At 48.0% G+C, this 16,790-nt stretch carries 12 protein-coding genes, 1 tRNA gene and 1 rRNA gene; 9 read left to right on the forward strand and 5 right to left on the reverse strand.

Going from position 1 to position 16,790, the window contains the following annotated elements:
• The first annotated feature begins 10 nt into the window (after positions 1 to 10).
• The 3 genes from rrf to metA all read left to right on the forward strand — a co-directional run bounded on the left by rrf (position 11) and on the right by metA (position 1,329).
• Positions 11 to 126: ribosomal RNA gene (rrf, locus tag AYY17_RS07220) — 5S ribosomal RNA — on the forward strand.
• Positions 127 to 175: 49 nt separating this feature from the next.
• Positions 176 to 252: transfer RNA gene (locus AYY17_RS07225), tRNA-Asp, on the forward strand.
• A 147-nt stretch (positions 253 to 399) separates the two neighbouring features.
• Positions 400 to 1,329: a homoserine O-acetyltransferase MetA gene (gene metA / locus AYY17_RS07230; protein WP_067422562.1), complete on the forward strand. Its 930-nt coding sequence runs from the start codon at positions 400 to 402 to the stop codon at positions 1,327 to 1,329.
• A gap of 48 nt (positions 1,330 to 1,377) precedes the next feature.
• Here the strand turns inward: metA and AYY17_RS07235 are convergent, their stop codons facing one another.
• Together AYY17_RS07235 and edd are read right to left on the reverse strand one after the other, a co-directional pair.
• Entirely contained in the window at positions 1,378 to 2,019 is a 642-nt protein-coding gene (locus AYY17_RS07235) for a bifunctional 4-hydroxy-2-oxoglutarate aldolase/2-dehydro-3-deoxy-phosphogluconate aldolase (RefSeq protein WP_067422564.1), read from the reverse strand.
• Positions 2,020 to 2,056: 37 nt separating this feature from the next.
• Positions 2,057 to 3,892: a phosphogluconate dehydratase gene (edd, locus tag AYY17_RS07240; protein WP_067422566.1), complete on the reverse strand. Its 1,836-nt coding sequence runs from the start codon at positions 3,890 to 3,892 to the stop codon at positions 2,057 to 2,059.
• 335 nt (positions 3,893 to 4,227) lie between these two features.
• Here edd and metH point away from each other — a divergent pair, with 335 nt between their 5' ends.
• From metH to AYY17_RS07260, 3 genes are all read left to right on the forward strand, one after another.
• The gene (gene metH / locus AYY17_RS07250) at positions 4,228 to 7,908 is read left to right on the forward strand and encodes a methionine synthase (protein ID WP_067422569.1); all 3,681 of its coding nucleotides are present in this window, start codon (positions 4,228 to 4,230) and stop codon (positions 7,906 to 7,908) included.
• 163 nt (positions 7,909 to 8,071) lie between these two features.
• Positions 8,072 to 8,413 carry a hypothetical protein gene (locus AYY17_RS07255; protein WP_067422571.1) on the forward strand — a complete coding sequence of 114 codons (342 nt, stop codon included), beginning with the start codon at positions 8,072 to 8,074 and terminating at the stop codon, positions 8,411 to 8,413.
• A 217-nt stretch (positions 8,414 to 8,630) separates the two neighbouring features.
• Complete coding sequence (locus AYY17_RS07260) at positions 8,631 to 9,215, forward strand: hypothetical protein (protein ID WP_067422573.1); 585 nt, start codon at positions 8,631 to 8,633, stop codon at positions 9,213 to 9,215.
• A 465-nt stretch (positions 9,216 to 9,680) separates the two neighbouring features.
• Here the strand turns inward: AYY17_RS07260 and lysC are convergent, their stop codons facing one another.
• Positions 9,681 to 11,063: a lysine-sensitive aspartokinase 3 gene (lysC, locus tag AYY17_RS07265; RefSeq protein ID WP_067422575.1), complete on the reverse strand. Its 1,383-nt coding sequence runs from the start codon at positions 11,061 to 11,063 to the stop codon at positions 9,681 to 9,683.
• Positions 11,064 to 11,338: 275 nt separating this feature from the next.
• On the opposite strand from lysC, the gene pgi reads away from it, so the two are divergent.
• From pgi to ubiA, 3 genes are all read left to right on the forward strand, one after another.
• Positions 11,339 to 12,991 carry a glucose-6-phosphate isomerase gene (gene pgi, locus AYY17_RS07270; RefSeq protein WP_067422577.1) on the forward strand — a complete coding sequence of 551 codons (1,653 nt, stop codon included), beginning with the start codon at positions 11,339 to 11,341 and terminating at the stop codon, positions 12,989 to 12,991.
• A gap of 253 nt (positions 12,992 to 13,244) precedes the next feature.
• Positions 13,245 to 13,769, forward strand: a complete 525-nt coding sequence (gene ubiC, locus AYY17_RS07275) for a chorismate lyase (protein WP_067422579.1) — start codon at positions 13,245 to 13,247, stop codon at positions 13,767 to 13,769.
• Positions 13,770 to 13,782: 13 nt separating this feature from the next.
• Positions 13,783 to 14,637, forward strand: coding sequence for a 4-hydroxybenzoate octaprenyltransferase (ubiA, locus tag AYY17_RS07280; protein WP_067422662.1), 855 nt, complete (start codon positions 13,783 to 13,785; stop codon positions 14,635 to 14,637).
• Between the two features lie 728 nt (positions 14,638 to 15,365).
• Here the strand turns inward: ubiA and AYY17_RS07290 are convergent.
• Positions 15,366 to 15,920 carry a hypothetical protein gene (locus AYY17_RS07290; RefSeq protein ID WP_067422583.1) on the reverse strand — a complete coding sequence of 185 codons (555 nt, stop codon included), beginning with the start codon at positions 15,918 to 15,920 and terminating at the stop codon, positions 15,366 to 15,368.
• A complete protein-coding gene (locus tag AYY17_RS07295) occupies positions 15,920 to 16,399 on the reverse strand; it encodes an Hcp family type VI secretion system effector (RefSeq protein ID WP_067422585.1) in 480 nt (159 codons plus the stop codon). Before AYY17_RS07295 ends, AYY17_RS07290 begins: the two co-directional genes overlap by 1 nt.
• Positions 16,400 to 16,790: the final 391 nt, after the last annotated feature.

Raw genomic sequence — 16,790 nt, forward strand, 5'->3', positions numbered from 1 at the left:
ACAGAATTTGCCTGGCGGCACTAGCGCGGTGGTCCCACCTGACCCCATGCCGAACTCAGAAGTGAAACGCCGTAGCGCCGATGGTAGTGTGGGGTCTCCCCATGTGAGAGTAGGGAACCGCCAGGTTTTACATTAAGTGAGGATGCACAATTGCATCAGTCACGCAGAGATACGCGGAGCGGTAGTTCAGTTGGTTAGAATACCTGCCTGTCACGCAGGGGGTCGCGGGTTCGAGTCCCGTCCGTTCCGCCAACAAACATTAACCCCGATAGGAAACTATCGGGGTTTTTTGTTTTGTATGAAATAAATTCACCTTGAGGTTTTGCTCTCGACATTATAACGGTTTTTCGTTATTTTTAGATGTCCGGATGTCCAAAATAACAAGGAGAATGACCCGCCATGCCAATCCGTATTCCTGATGAACTTCCCGCAGTGACTGATCTTCGTGATGAAAATATCTTTGTAATGACGTCTTCGCGGGCGCAGTTTCAGGATATCCGGCCGCTGAAAGTCTTGTTTTTAAATCTGATGCCGAAAAAAATAGAAACAGAGCTGCAATTTCTGCGGTTACTGTCAAACACGCCGCTTCAGGTGGATATTCAACTACTCCGTATCAGTCATCACGAATCCAAAAATACACCAAAAGCGCATTTGGATGCCTTTTATTGTGATTTTGAGGAGATCAGGGAACAGAATTTTGACGGATTAGTTATCACTGGCGCACCACTCGGATTGGTTGATTTTAATGATGTTAATTACTGGCCGGAGCTTGATGAAATAATTCGTTGGTCACAAACGCATGTTACATCAACACTTTTTGTTTGCTGGGCTGTGCAGGCGGGACTGAATGCCTTATACAATATTCCTAAACAGACATTGAGCGAAAAACTCTCAGGCGTATACCGTCACACCACTCTGATGCCGCATGCGTTGCTGACCCGCGGGTTTGACGGGCAATTTTTTGCTCCGCACTCCCGTAATGCCGATTTTCCGGAATCAATGATCCGTGATTATACCGATCTTGATATTCTTGCGGCCTCAGAAGAGGCTGGTGCGTATTTATTTGCCAGTAAAGATAAGCGACAGGTCTATGTTACCGGACATGCAGAATATGATGCCGATACATTAGCGAATGAATATTGGCGGGATACGGATGCCGGGTTAGCACCGGAGTTGCCGGTAAATTATTTTCCGGGGGACGACCCGCAGCAAACACCCGTCTCCAGCTGGCGCGGACACGGGCATCTTCTCTACTCTAACTGGCTGAATTATTGCGTTTATCAGATAACGCCATTTGATCTGAGTACCATGAACCCGACCAGTGATTAAACTGAAAATGCCACCATTGCGGTGGCAAAAAACAGATGAGTTGAATAATCAGGCTGTTGCACCGGCAACGGCTTGTGCAGCCAGAGTTGTAATACGCGCATAGTCACCATCACGGATAGCATCCGCAGGCACCAGCCAGGAGCCGCCGACACACAGCACACTGCTGAGTGCGAGATAATCACGATAGTTACTCAGACTGATCCCGCCTGTCGGGCAGAACCGGATATGCGAAAATGGACCCGCTATTGCTTTCAGGGCGCTGACACCGCCGTTAGCCTCTGCCGGGAAAAATTTAAAGTTATCCAGCCCGTAACTCATGCCGGTCATTAACTCTGATACTGTTGAAATGCCCGGGATCAGCGGAATCGGTCCGTTCACAGCCGCTTGCAGCAGGGCATCCGTCAGGCCCGGGCTGATAGCAAACTGCGCACCTGCTGCGGTAACCGCTTTTAATTGTTCCGGATTAGTCACAGTACCAGCGCCGACAATCGCTTCCGGCACTTCCTGTGCGATAGCGCGTATTGCATCAATGGCACAGCTGGTGCGTAATGTTACTTCAAGAACACGCACGCCTCCTGCGATCAGCGCGCGGGCCAGCGGCACAGCCTGGTGCAGTTCATCGATCACAATAACAGGCACAACGGGTCCTGCGGTTAAGATTGAGTTTGCACTTATTTTCCAGTTATTCATTGTTACTCTCACTTTTATCATCAAATCTAAAAAAGGCTCAGAAACGGATACAGCAGGCACCTTCTTCCGCACCGGACAGTTGTGTGCGCAATGCGCGGAATAATTCACGGCCGGTTCCTTCGTGTTCAGCACTGAGATCTGGCTGCTCTGCGTCACGGGCGGCTAAAATAGTCTCATCAACAAGCAATGTCAGTTCGCCGGTCTGTCCGTTGACCCGGACAAGGTCACCTTCACGGATTTTTGCCAACAACCCGCCGGTACAGGCTTCAGGTGTCACATGGATAGCAGAAGGTACTTTGCCTGATGCACCGGATAAGCGCCCGTCAGTAACAAGTGCCACGTTATAGCCTTTATCCATCAATACACCCAGTGGCGGCATCAGTTTATGCAGTTCCGGCATTCCGTTTGCCTGCGGGCCCTGGAAACGAACCACCACAACACAATCCTTATTCAGCAGCCCGGCTTCAAAGGCGGGAACGATGTCATGCTGGCTGTTAAAAACCATGGCGGGTGCTTCAATTACCTGATTAGCCGACGGTACAGCGGACGTTTTCATCACGGCGCGCCCCAGGTTTCCGTTCAGTACCTTGGTGCCGCCATGAGACGAAAACGGGGTGCGTCCCTGCGCGATAACACTGTTATCCGGGGAATTGATCGCGCCTTCGCGCCATCTCAGTTCCCCGTTATCCAGCCACGGCTCCTGTGTATAGCGGGATAAACCAAATCCTGCGACAGTATGGACATCTTCATGCAGCAGACCCAGACTGAGTAATTCGCGGATAATCAGTTGTAATCCGCCGGCGGCATGGAATTGATTAATATCAGCGGGGCCATTCGGATAGATGCGACTGAGCAGCGGCACAATATCTGACAGCTCAGAAAAATCGTCCCAGTTAATGATAATACCGGCAGCGGCAGCGATTGCGACCAGATGCATGGTCAGATTGGTAGACCCGCCGGTTGCCAGCAGACCAACAATGCCGTTTATAATTACTTTCTCATCCACCAACTGACCAACCGGCAGATAATTACCGCTGTTTTCCGTAAAGCGGACAACCTGCTGCGTTGCGGCATCAGTCAGTGCACTACGCAGCGGTGAATCAGGCTGGATAAAGGACGACCCCGGCAGATGCAGCCCCATGATTTCCATCATCATCTGGTTAGAATTGGCGGTGCCATAAAAGGTACAGGTTCCGGCTGAATGATAAGACGCCGCTTCTGCATCAAGCAGAGCCCGGCGATCAGCTTTTCCTTCAGCAAATAACTGGCGCACCCGTACTTTTTCTTTATTCGGCAGACCGCTGGTCATAGGACCGGCAGGAATAAAAACAGACGGCAGATGCCCGAAAGAGAGCGCTGCCATCATCATTCCCGGAACAATTTTATCGCAGATCCCTAAGTACAGTGCGCCATCAAACATATTATGGGATAAACCGATAGCGGCTGACATGGCAATCACATCGCGGCTCAGCAGCGACAACTCCATACCATCCTGACCCTGAGTAACACCATCACACATTGCCGGAACGCCACCTGCCACCTGACCAATTGCTCCGGCACGGTGCAGTGCTGCTCTGATTTGTTCCGGATACTGTTCATACGGTTTATGTGCGGACAACATATCATTATAGGCGGTGATAATTGCGATATCGTTATGTGCCATATTGCGCAGCTGTTGTTTCTCTTCCGGCTGGCAGGCGGCAAAACCATGAGCCAGATTTCCGCAGGCTAACTGAGCACGGTGAACTGTTTTACTGCGCGCGGTGCTGATTTTTTTCAGATAACGGGCGCGGGATAAGCGCGAACGCTCAGTAATACGGGCGGTGATATCTGAAAGGCGCTGATGAACCGGCGGATAAGCAGAATGTGTCATGGTATTGGCTCCCGGCTGGGTATCTGCCGCAGTGTTTCAACGTCGGCAGTATCATTAATATGCGTGTTACCGGTAACATTTACACAGACCAACGGGTACTTGCAACTGTTCGGCGCAATTCATACCGGGAAATATGATCGACCTCAAATTTTAGCTGAAACGAGAAAGCTTCCGGTGCAGATCGAATAACCGGGAAAATCCGGTTGTGCGGGTTTGTTGCAGGCATCAACATGAAAAACGCTCAGGTTGGTCTTTGATATCCTCAGTAAAAGCTGTGTTATTATAGACGTTCAGACGTCTGTTTAAATCAGGGTAATACGGAGTGGAGTCAGAACATGGATAATAAATTCAGCGAATTAAAAGAAACACTCACCAGGCGGATCCTTATTCTGGATGGTGCCATGGGGACAATGATCCAGCGTTATGCACTGAATGAAGCTGGTTACCGGGGAGAACGTTTCGCTGACTGGCCTGTGGATCTGAAAGGCAATAATGATCTTTTATCCCTCACTCAGCCGGATATTATCCGTGAAATCCATCTTGCCTACCTTGAGGCCGGTGCCGATATCATTGAAACTAATAGTTTTAATTCCACTGTTATTTCAATGGCGGACTATCAGATGGAATCTCTGTCTGATGAAATCAATGAAGCGGCGGCAAAACTGGCGCGTGAGTGCGCCGACGAATGGACGCGAAAAACGCCGGAGAAACCCCGCTATGTTGCGGGTATCCTGGGGCCGACCAACAGAACCGCTTCTATTTCCCCTGATGTGAATGATCCCGCTTACCGCAATGTTTCCTATGATGCACTGGTTGATGCCTATCGCAGCTCTGTGCGGGCATTAGTTCGTGGCGGTGCTGACATCATTATGATCGAAACTATTTTCGATACACTCAATGCCAAAGCGGCAATTTATGCGGTAGAAACTGAATTTGAAGCGCTGGGTATCAAACTGCCGGTAATGCTTTCCGGCACCATTACGGATGCGTCAGGGCGGACACTGACCGGACAGACAACCGAAGCGTTTTATAACTCCATGCGCCATATACGCCCGCTCTCTTTCGGGCTTAACTGCGCCCTGGGTCCGGCAGAACTGCGCCAGTATGTTGCGGAACTTTCACGGATAGCGGAGTGTTGTGTCAGTACGCACCCCAATGCCGGTCTGCCGAATGCGTTCGGCGGGTACGACCTGGATGCGGCAAACATGGCGGAGTATATCCGCGAGTGGGCGCAGTCCGGGCTGCTGAATATTGTCGGCGGTTGTTGCGGAACAACGCCTGAACATATCCGTGCGATTGCGCAGGCCGTTGCGGATATCGCGCCGCGTGTTCTGCCGGAACGCCCTGTTGCCTGCCGCCTGGCGGGTCTTGAACCGCTGACAATTGATAAAAACTCACTGTTTGTGAATGTGGGCGAGCGGACAAACATTACCGGCTCTGCCCGTTTCAAACGGCTGATTAAGGCAGGGGACTATCAGGAAGCGCTGGCTGTTGCGCGCAGCCAGGTGGAAAACGGCGCACAGATTATTGATATCAATATGGATGAGGGCATGCTGGATTCGCAGGCGGCGATGGTGCGCTTTCTCAATATGGTGTCCGGTGAGCCGGATATTGCCCGTGTGCCGGTTATGATTGACTCCTCTAAATGGGAGGTGATTGAGGCGGGACTGAAATGCGTCCAGGGCAAAGGTATTGTGAATTCTATCTCTCTTAAAGAGGGGGAAGCCGTTTTTATTGATCATGCCAAAAAAGTGCTGCGCTATGGCGCCGCTGTGATTGTGATGGCATTTGATGAAACCGGGCAGGCGGATACCCGTCAGCGCAAAGTGGAAATTTGTCAGCGCGCCTACCGCATCCTGACAGAGAAGGTCGGTTTTCCGCCGGAAGATATTATTTTTGACCCGAATATTTTTGCAGTGGCAACGGGGATCTCTGAGCACAATAACTATGCGGTTGATTTTATTGAAGCCTGTAAGGAGATCAAAGCTACATTACCCCATGCCATGATTTCCGGCGGGGTATCGAATGTCTCTTTCTCTTTTCGCGGCAACGACCCGGTGCGTGAAGCTATCCACGCCGTATTCCTCTATTACGCCATCCGCAATGGAATGGACATGGGGATCGTCAATGCCGGGCAACTGGCGATTTATGATGATTTACCGCCCGCACTGCGTGATGCCGTCGAAGATGTTGTTCTGAACCGCAATGATGAGGCAACAGAACGTCTGCTGGCGCTGGCAGAGGAATTCCGTGACAGCAAAGGGGATGAAATTGCACCGCAACTGGCGGAATGGCGCGGATGGGAAGTGGAAAAACGGCTGGAATATGCGCTGGTAAAAGGGATCACCGAATTTATTATTGAGGATACCGAAGAGAGCCGTCAGCGTGCCGCAACCCCGGTGGAAGTGATAGAAGGTCCTCTGATGAACGGTATGAATGTTGTCGGTGACCTGTTCAGTGAAGGTAAAATGTTTCTGCCGCAGGTGGTGAAATCAGCCAGGGTGATGAAACAGGCGGTTGCTTATCTTGAGCCATATATTAAGGCATCAAAAACCAGTGGCAGCAGTGCCGGTAAGGTTCTGCTGGCAACCGTGAAAGGCGATGTTCATGACATCGGCAAAAATATCGTCGGCGTGGTGCTGCAGTGCAATAACTATGAAATTATTGATCTCGGCGTTATGGTGCCGTGCGAAACCATCCTGCGCACGGCAATTGAAGAGAAAGTCGATATTATCGGCTTGTCCGGGCTTATCACTCCGTCTCTTGATGAAATGGTGCATGTGGCGAAGGAGATGGAGCGTCAGGGCTTTACTCTTCCGTTACTGATTGGCGGGGCGACGACATCCAAAGCACACACTGCCGTAAAGATTGAACCTAATTACAGCGGTGCCGTAACTTATGTCCAGAACGCCTCGCGCACTGTGGGTGTGGTGGCAGCGTTACTGTCAGATAAACAGCGGGATGAATTTGTTGCCCGCACCCGCAGAGAGTATGAAGTGGTCCGCGATCAGTATGCCCGCCGTCAGCCGCGTTCGGCTCCGGTGACACTGGCACAGGCGCGGGAAAATGCAGTGGCGGTTGATTGGAGCAACTATACGCCGCCGCGTCCGCAATTTGCCGGGGTAAAATCAGTCAGCGCGCCGATCTCTGTTTTGCGCCGCTATATTGACTGGACGCCGTTCTTTATGACCTGGTCACTCGCCGGAAAATACCCGCGTATAATGGAAGATGACGTGGTCGGGGAAGAAGCAACGCGTTTATTTCAGGATGCAAATGCGATGCTGGATGAGCTGGACCGCTCCGGCACACTGACTCCGCGCGGCGTTGTCGGGATCTTCCCGGCAAACCGCATTGGCGATGATATTGCGGTGTACCGGGATGAATTGCGTGAGGAAATCCTGCTGTACAGTTGTCATCTGCGCCAACAGACACAAAAGAAAGATAACTTCCCGAATGCCTGTCTGGCGGATTTTGTCGCACCTGCGGGCACACCTGATTACCTCGGTGCTTTTGCGGTGACCGGCGGGCTTGAGGAAGATCAATTAGCCGCCGGGTTTGAAGCCGCTCATGATGATTACAATAAAATCATGGTAAAAGCACTCTCAGATCGCCTGGCGGAAGCATTCGCTGAATATCTGCATGAGCAGGTGCGCAAAACAATCTGGGGTTACAGTCCGGATGAAGACCTGGATAACGACGCCATGATCCGTGAAAATTATCAGGGGATCCGTCCGGCGCCGGGTTATCCGGCATGTCCTGAGCATACGGAAAAAAGTAAAATCTGGGATTTACTGGATGTTGAGTCCCGTACCGGTATGCGTCTGACAGAGTCTTATGCTATGTGGCCGGGCGCGTCAGTTTCCGGCTGGTATTTCAGCCATCCGCAAAGTAAATATTTTGCTGTCGCACAGATTCAGAAAGATCAGATTGAAGATTATGCCGCACGCAAAAATATGCCGGTTAAAGAACTTGAACGCTGGCTGTCACCGAACCTGGGCTATGACCCTGAAGATTAATATCACCGCCCCGTAAGGGGCTTTTTTCTGCCGATTTTCCTGATATATAAGCCTTATCAGTCTCCTGTCCGGGTTTGCGTTAACGGCCCGGAGATGCCCTGCGTATAGTGGACAGTGCAACATTCAGTTGCTCTGCTATCAGCACAAAAGGAGATAATATAATATGAAATCGTCTTTGCATTACCGGCTGGTGATTTTTTCGGCCCTGATAATTAGCGGTGTATTTACCGGCAGTTGCCGGGCTGAAATTGATATATCGTGTCCACTGCTTTTCATGCATGTCTCCCGTGATGTCGAGGATAGTATATGCATCAGTAAGATGCGGGTTCTTGTGTGTCCGAAAATGTGTCATCCGGTAAACGGACATGAGGAAGGCATTAGTACTGTATGTTTTAAAAAAGGAGAACCATTTGGTGAACAAACAGAATTTAAGATACGAGTCTTCATCCCTGAAAATTGTGAACTGACCCTTCCGGTTGCAGTGAAACCTGCCACTGAACAGTGATGTGATATTACTCAGGATAACCGGCCGGTATCCTTTTGTAGCGGATCTGTTTTCATTTTCCTTATTATCTGCCGGAAATGATCACCTGATGTGATACTCCGGACCTTGTCATTGTCTTTTTCATCCCCATTTATAAACAAGGAATTATGCCGTACTATGGCAACTATCTGCCGCGGTCGGGCACATCATATTCAATCATAACGGGAGTGATGAAATAATGTACCGCTTCTATATTCAGGATGCTCTACCCGCCGGGTGCCTGCCGGCCTATACGCTGCCTAAACCGGACCAGCCTCACTATTATGAACTGGATGAAAATGTCCTGAATGCTGCGCTGAACATTATGCAGATAACGGATGTTCTGGATACGGACGATCTGCTGGATGATGACTGTTTTAACCGTATCTGGCTGAAAAGCGAACTGACTCCTGCCCGTGCATCGGAAGTTTATCATTTTCTTTTTAAACAGCAGATTGTTGAGCCCATTCCGTCGCCGGATGAAATCGCTGCATTTAAGCAGGCGCGGGAAGATGAAATTGCACTGCTGAGTTTACGCAGCCCGAAAGACGGGTGTATTCCTGTGCATAAATTTGCCACACAAGATGCCTGGCGGATAGTTCCGCAGGAGTGCCTGTTGATCGTGGACATGCTCAATGAGCATTTACTGGATGATCATAACGAAGTGGTTAAAAATATTGCGTCACTGTGCCACATTTCACATAAAACCCTGGAGCAGGCACTGAAAGGCTGGCGCGGGTTTAATAAATTTGCCGCGAAGCATGGCGGATATAAGGTCTGCTGACGCAGCCTGTGCCTGTTTTTTCTGCGGTCCGGATGAAATGACGGTATTATTGCCATACTGAACAAGTAAATTAAATTAATAATAAGGCAAGTGATTATTCATAGCGCCTTGTCTTAGTTGGTATAAATCACTTTGCTATTGATATATTAAATATCTTTATATTGTTCTGCAAAAATATGATTTTAATTGATGGAAAGATGCTCTTCTTTCCTTATAATTTCTGGTGAGGGATATGATTGATAGCGAGGAACAGTTCACTATCTTTTATGTTTCCTTCCGTGATCGTCTTACTCTTCTTCATATTTTGGAGCTATCAATATCGTGATGACAGGGACAGCAAGCGATATGTTATGTATCGGCAATATGTCACTTTTGTTCTGTATTGATTGATCTCTCTTCGTGTGAATTAATCGCCTGGCGTTAATATCGTCAGGCGTTTTTTTTTGTTTTTCTGCTATCTGCAAATTACTGATCTGATTTTCGGAACAAGTCACGGTGCAGGGCACGGATAATATTTTCCGCATCATTACCCGGAACCAGCAGACACATATTATGTCCGCTTGCTCCGTAGCTTATCATCCGGATATTAAACGGCTCCAGCGCACTGAAAATCGTTTTTCCTAATCCGTGTGCCCGCGTCAGTTCATTACCAATTACCGCGACCAATGCCAGATTTTGCTCAACTTCAATGCGGCACAGTGATGATAATTCTGCGGTTAACTCTTCACTCAGTAATGCACCGTTTGTGTGAGTGGATCCGACCGTATCCAGTGTTAACGCAATACTGACTTCAGAGGTCGTAATAACATCGACTGAAATATTGTGGCGTGAGAGAAGGGTAAAAATCTCTGCCAGAAATCCGCGTGCATGAAGCATTTTCAGGCTGTGCAGTGTCAGCAGGGTTTGCTGGCGGCGTAATGTCAGTGCGCGGAACAGCGGCGGATTCGGATCATTGTCACATACCAGTGTGCCGCCTGCGCTGCTCTCTTTACTGGAGCCGACAAACACCGGGATCCCGCTGCGCACGGCCGGAAGCAATGTGGCCGGGTGCAGAATTTTCGCACCGAAGTTTGCCATTTCTGCAGCTTCATCAAAGGTAATATGATCAATAGGATAGGCATCCGGTACAATGCGCGGGTCGGTGGTATAAATTCCCGGTACATCAGTCCAGATATCGACCCGCTGACATCCCAGCGCCTCTGCCAGAAGTGCTGCGGTATAATCGCTGCCGCCGCGTCCGAGTGTGGTGGTACGATCCCGGCTCTCCCGTCCGATAAATCCCTGTGTGATAACCACGCCGTCTGCCAGCAGAGGCGCAAGTATCTGATCACATCGTGTCCGGAGCACGGCGGTATCCGGCTCAGCGCGTCCGAAGCAATCATCCGTCTGCATGACATCCCTGACATCAAACCATTGTGCCGGCGCGCCTTGTTCACGGAGCACGTCAGTAAACAGCAGTGTCGACATTATTTCGCCGTGGCTGACAATTTCATCTACCAGTGCGCTGGATGTTGCCAGTGCCGCCGCATCAGATAAGGTTGCAATATTACTCAGCAGGCGGGCAATCTCTGTTTGCAGAGCCTCATTTTCAGGGAGTTGCGACAAAATAGAGTATTGCACATCGCTTATCTGTTTCAGGTATTTTTCACGTTGTGTGCGGGAGCATCCCTGTGCTAATTCGATGAGTGCATTTGTGATACCTGCGGAGGCTGATAAAACAACCAGCGCCACACCCGGGCTTTGCAGAATAACCCCGGCACTTTTGCACATGGCTTCATAATTTGCCACGCTCGTGCCACCGAATTTTGCGATTACCTGCGTAGCAGGTGAGGAAGATGCCGACGCCATAATGAATTCCTTATCCCGTAAAATGAAAAATGTGAGCTGTGTTACACTGATAGAATTATCTGTATTGTCTGAATGAGTCAATATTGATTAGCGGATAATCAATATCTTTCATAATGGCGGCTGAATTATCGTTTTTTGCGATAGTCAGTTCAGCACAGGATTTAACTCCGTTTTTTGAGCAATATCACGGAATGACAGACGTATGACACCTTTATCGTCAGGACAGAGTACACTTTGTTGACACGATTCAGTTTTTCAATGAGAAGAGAGCTGCAATGAAAAATATTAACCCCGTCGATACTGCGGCCTGGAAGGCGCTTGAACAGCATTACAGCGAAATAAAATCTGTGCATATGCGTGATTTGTTTGCGCAGGATGATAACCGGTTCAGCCGTTTTTCAGCTGCATTTGGTGAAGAGATGCTGGTGGATTACTCGAAAAACCGCATCACGCAGGAAACATTGGATAAACTGCTTTCACTGGCTGAAGAGTGTGATGTGCGCGGGGCAATCCGCAGCATGTTTTCCGGTGAGAATATTAACCGGACAGAAAACCGTGCCGTATTACATACCGCATTGCGCCACCGGGATAATACACCGGTCATGACAGACGGGCAGGATGTGATGCCACAGGTGCGGGCCGTGCTTGAAAAAATGCGTCTGTTCAGTGAGCGGATCATCGGCGGCAGCTGGAAAGGTTACACCGGAAAAGCGATTACCGATGTGGTTAATATCGGTATCGGCGGTTCAGATCTGGGTCCGTATATGGTAACAGAAGCCCTGAAACCGTATAAAAATCATCTGGGTATGCATTTTGTCTCCAATGTTGACGGTACACACATTGCGGAAACCCTGAAAACACTGAATCCGGAAACCACACTGTTTCTTATTGCCTCGAAAACCTTTACCACACAGGAAACCATGACAAATGCCCATTCGGCGCGTGACTGGTTCCTGGCAAAAGCGAAAGATGAATCGGAGGTCGCAAAACACTTTGTGGCGCTCTCCACAAATGCGGCAGAAGTCGCAAAATTCGGCATTGATACCGACAATATGTTTGAGTTCTGGGACTGGGTCGGCGGGCGTTATTCTTTATGGTCAGCGATTGGCCTGTCCATTGTGCTGTCTGTCGGTTATGACAATTTTACGGCATTGCTGGATGGCGCGTATGCCATGGATACGCATTTCACACAGACAGAATTTTCGCAAAATATTCCCGTACTGCTGGCACTGATTGGTCTGTGGTATAACAATTTCTTTGGTTCAGAGACAGAAGCGATTCTGCCGTATGACCAGTACATGCACCGGTTTGCCGCGTATTTCCAGCAGGGTAATATGGAGTCCAACGGCAAATCAGTTGATCGCAACGGAAATGTTGTGACACAGCAGACCGGGCCGGTTATCTGGGGAGAGCCCGGAACTAACGGCCAGCATGCGTTTTATCAGTTGATCCATCAGGGAACCAAGCTTATTCCGTGTGATTTTATTGCACCGGCACAGAGCCATAATCCGCTGGGGGATCATCACAACAAATTACTGTCGAATTTCTTCGCTCAGACGCAGGCACTGGCATTCGGTAAAACCCGTGAGCAGGTGGATGCTGAGTTTGCCGCACAAGGCAAAAACCCGGCTGACATGGATTATGTCGCGCCCTTTAAAGTGTTTGAAGGCAACCGCCCGACAAACTCTATTTTGCTGAAATCGATTACGCCATTCAGTCTGGGTGCACTTATCGCCATGTATGAGCACAAGATTTTTGTTCAGGGTACGATCATGAATATTTACTCGTTCGACCAATGGGGCGTTGAACTGGGTAAACAGCTGGCAAACCGCATTCTGCCTGAATTGGCGGACAGCTCGCCGGTGGAGAGCCATGATGGCTCAACGAACGGATTAATTAACCGGTTCAAAGACTGGCGTCAGAACTGAGTTTTTCTGTAACTGGTATCCCGGGTATATCAATTTTTGAATAAAGCCGCTCTGCCGTTGTGCAGCGCGGCTTTATTTATGACAAAATATTTTCATCAACGCACTCATTTTACCCCTGATTTTGTTACAGTATATCCGGACACTTATCGTGCTTCCTGTTCACCGGATAAATAATGGTTTGTATGACCAAAACACGTAATTTCATCTGCAAATACGGGAACAGAAGGCGGATCGACACCACGGAGTTTCATGAGTGGAAACAAAAATAATACCTGTACCGCCTATCCACTGGCTTGATAATGCGGATACGATCCCCGCAATAGTACTGGATTGGCTGGTCGAATTAGGATCGATGACCCGGCGTTTTGAACAGCACTGCACAGAAGTGACAGCAGCGCCGTATTGTGAAAAATATATTTCCCGCGATGCGCTGACGGAAGAAGAGCAGATGAATCTGCCCGACAGTGTGCGTTACTGGTTACGGGAAGTGGTGTTGTACGGCGACGGGGTGGCCTGGCTGACCGGCAGGACAGTCGTACCGGAAGAGACACTGACGGGTGAAGAGCGGCAATTATTGGAGATGGGCAATGTACCTCTCGGGCGCTATTTATTCACCAGTGGTTGCCTGACCCGGGATTATATCCGCTTCGGCCGGTCAGAACATAACTGGGCGCGCTGTTCGCGCCTGCGGCTTGCCGGTAAGCCACTGTTACTGACTGAAATCTTTTTGCCGGCGTCCCCGGCATATTCTGTAAGCGAACATCATGGAGAAGATTAACGTGGAACAAAGCATGGTGCATCGCAAATGGCAGGCATACAGCCGCCTGATGCGGATAGATAAACCTATCGGCGCCCTTTTATTGCTCTGGCCGACGTACTGGGCCCTGTGGATTGCTGCCAAAGGTATTCCTGACTGGCGGATCCTGCTTATTTTTACGATTGGCGTATTCAGTATGCGTGCTGCCGGTTGTGTGATTAATGATTTTGCTGACCGGAAATTTGACGGTGCAGTGGAACGGACAAAGAAACGACCGTTGCCGAGTGGCGATGTTACGGAAAAAGAAGCCAAGATTTTATTTGCGGTTCTGGTGCTGGTTTCATTCGGGTTGGTGCTGACACTCAATACCATGACAATCTGGCTTTCTGTTGCAGGGCTGGCACTGGCCTGGGTGTATCCGTTTGTCAAACGGGTCAGCCACCTGCCACAGGTGGTATTGGGCGCGGCATTCGGCTGGTCGATCCCGATGGCGTTTGCCGCGGTCAGTGAATCCCTGCCGGCAGTATGCTGGCTGCTGTTTGCTGTCAATATTGTCTGGTCGCTGATTTATGATACTCAGTATGCAATGGTGGATCGCAACGACGATATAAAAATCGGCGTGAAATCGACAGCAATTCTGTTCGGGCGCTTTGATAAAATGATCATCGGGGTATTACAACTGGTGATGATTTTAATGCTGCTATTGATTGGCGTAATGATTAATCTCTCGGGGATTTTTTACTGGTCGCTGCTGCTGGCAGGTGCGTTATTTGTCTATCAGCAGAGACTGATGGCTGATCGCGAACGCGACCCGTGTTTCCAGGCATTTATGAATAATAACTATGTCGGGTTTATTTTGTTTCTCGGCATGCTGGTCAGTTATTTGTAAATCCGGATAAGCGCTTTGGTATTCGCTGGTGTGAAGCCTTTCACTGTACCATGCAGGCTCTGATATACAGAGCTCAGCGTCATGATGAATGAAGAGCGTAACCATCTGTTCGGTCAGAATCCTGTAGTGGCCAACTAAAACGGTGGCTGGTTTCAGCTGACCACTACAGACCACTACAGACCACTACAGACCACTACAGACCACTACAGGGGGAGTTCCGGATTAATTTTTCAGGGATGTAATAATATAGTAAGTACGTTTATTTCTTATTTTCGCACTTCAAAACCAATTTTTTTATTGCCACAAGCAATGTGAAAGAGGCAACGGAGAACATAACAAAAACATAGGAATAAGAGCCTATAAATGAGATTAATACCCTTATCAGAAAGTCATACAATGACATATCAAAGCATGATTTTTGGTAAATTGATTGCTTCAGGCACGTATAGAAATGCCAGGCTATCATTGGTATCAACGTCGGGAAAATAATATACAGAGCCCCCCATTTGCAAGGGGACAACTTTGTTATCTGAACTCGTAGTAAGCAAATCAAAATGATAGAATAAAGCAAATAAAACAAGCCCATCCCGTTATAATAGTCAGACACCGCCTCATACATGTCCCCATAATAACCATAGACCCGAAAAAATGACTGATGAACTACTACGATTAAATATGTAATAGTACCAATTATCACTGATAATCCATTGATATATATGGTGCTCTTTTTATTTGGCATTTGGGAATAGAACCGCTGGTGGTTTCATACCTAACAACTCTTTTTTTACACCCCAGGGAGCCCTGAAGCCATCCTCTAAATTTTCAAATATGCCTCCACTCTCTCTCAGCACCCGGGCAACATTTGTTGCACAATGAAAGTAATATGAATAGTCATTATTAAGAATGATATTCCTGAGCCGCTCTGCATGTTCGCCAGGTATAGTGAATTGAATTACGACAATATCGTCGCTACTCCAGCGATGATAGGAAAGGTAAGTATCCCAATCAAAATCAGGATATGGCATAAACTCTGCTGAACCACGATGCGCTACCTCGTTTGTGAGGCACTTCTCTCCGCATCCAATATAACCACCGGAAGGGTCATATAGTAAGGCTTGTTCCCTATCACCAATAACTAATCCAACGTGCCCTGAATAATCATTATCTACCATAACGTAAATATTTACAGGATCTGCAATCATTGCAGTATAGAGTGGATTTGATACTACGATTACCGGTACGTCGTAACTATTTTGATGAACATCGATAATAGGCCTAACCATTATTTACCTGCTGTATGGCTAATGCTGTAACCTGATGTGCTTGCTGTAATATGATTTATTGTAATACTTTCATATCGTAATGATACCATTTCGAATGGTTGCAACTCATTATTCAATTGTGAGTTTGGATGCTCATTTGCAATTCTGATAATTGATGCTTTACCCAACTTGATAGTTTTATAGTGCTGCAGTCCTCCGTTCTTATCAATACGATGAAATTTGAACTTACAGTCTAAAATTTCATTACCAGATATGGCGGTTAGTAAGAGTGGTGTTGATTTATCATCTGCTTTTGTTAATACGAAAGGTGCATGGGAGATGTTCTGCTGTCGGTTTATATCGTAGTTTGTAGAATACACCAGTATTTCATCGGTATGCCCATCCTGATATCTATTGCCAATTGAGTTGTAGCTCGAACAGCCCGCCGAAATTAACCCCTGATTACGTCCCTTTAGCGTCAAATAAATTATGTCTGACATTGTATTCCTTTTAATATTTAAATTTCTCCGGGATAAATATTCTGAAACAATAAATTGTTTATTTTTGTTAATCAATAGTTAATTTCATTTAATGAAGGTTAAATTGGCGGTCAGTTACAATGTGAAGTAAAAAATCATATTTTTCATGCGGTAATGGTTTATTGTTTCCAAGGGGATTTAGCTGACAAACATCTTATATATAGCCTTATTCAATTGTTACCATTATGAAAATAAGAAAATAATAAGTATATTCAAATAATAAATTGAGTTACTAATTTGCGCTTGAAAGTCTTACCCGCATTATCGCTGGCTTCCGGATGCGCGGAGGCCACTAAATTTGGTCTGACAAGCAATAAAAAAGGTGATTGGGGAAACCCAATCACCTTTTTTT

Source organism: Morganella psychrotolerans, from assembly GCF_001676055.1.
Taxonomy (GTDB): domain Bacteria; phylum Pseudomonadota; class Gammaproteobacteria; order Enterobacterales; family Enterobacteriaceae; genus Morganella; species Morganella psychrotolerans_B.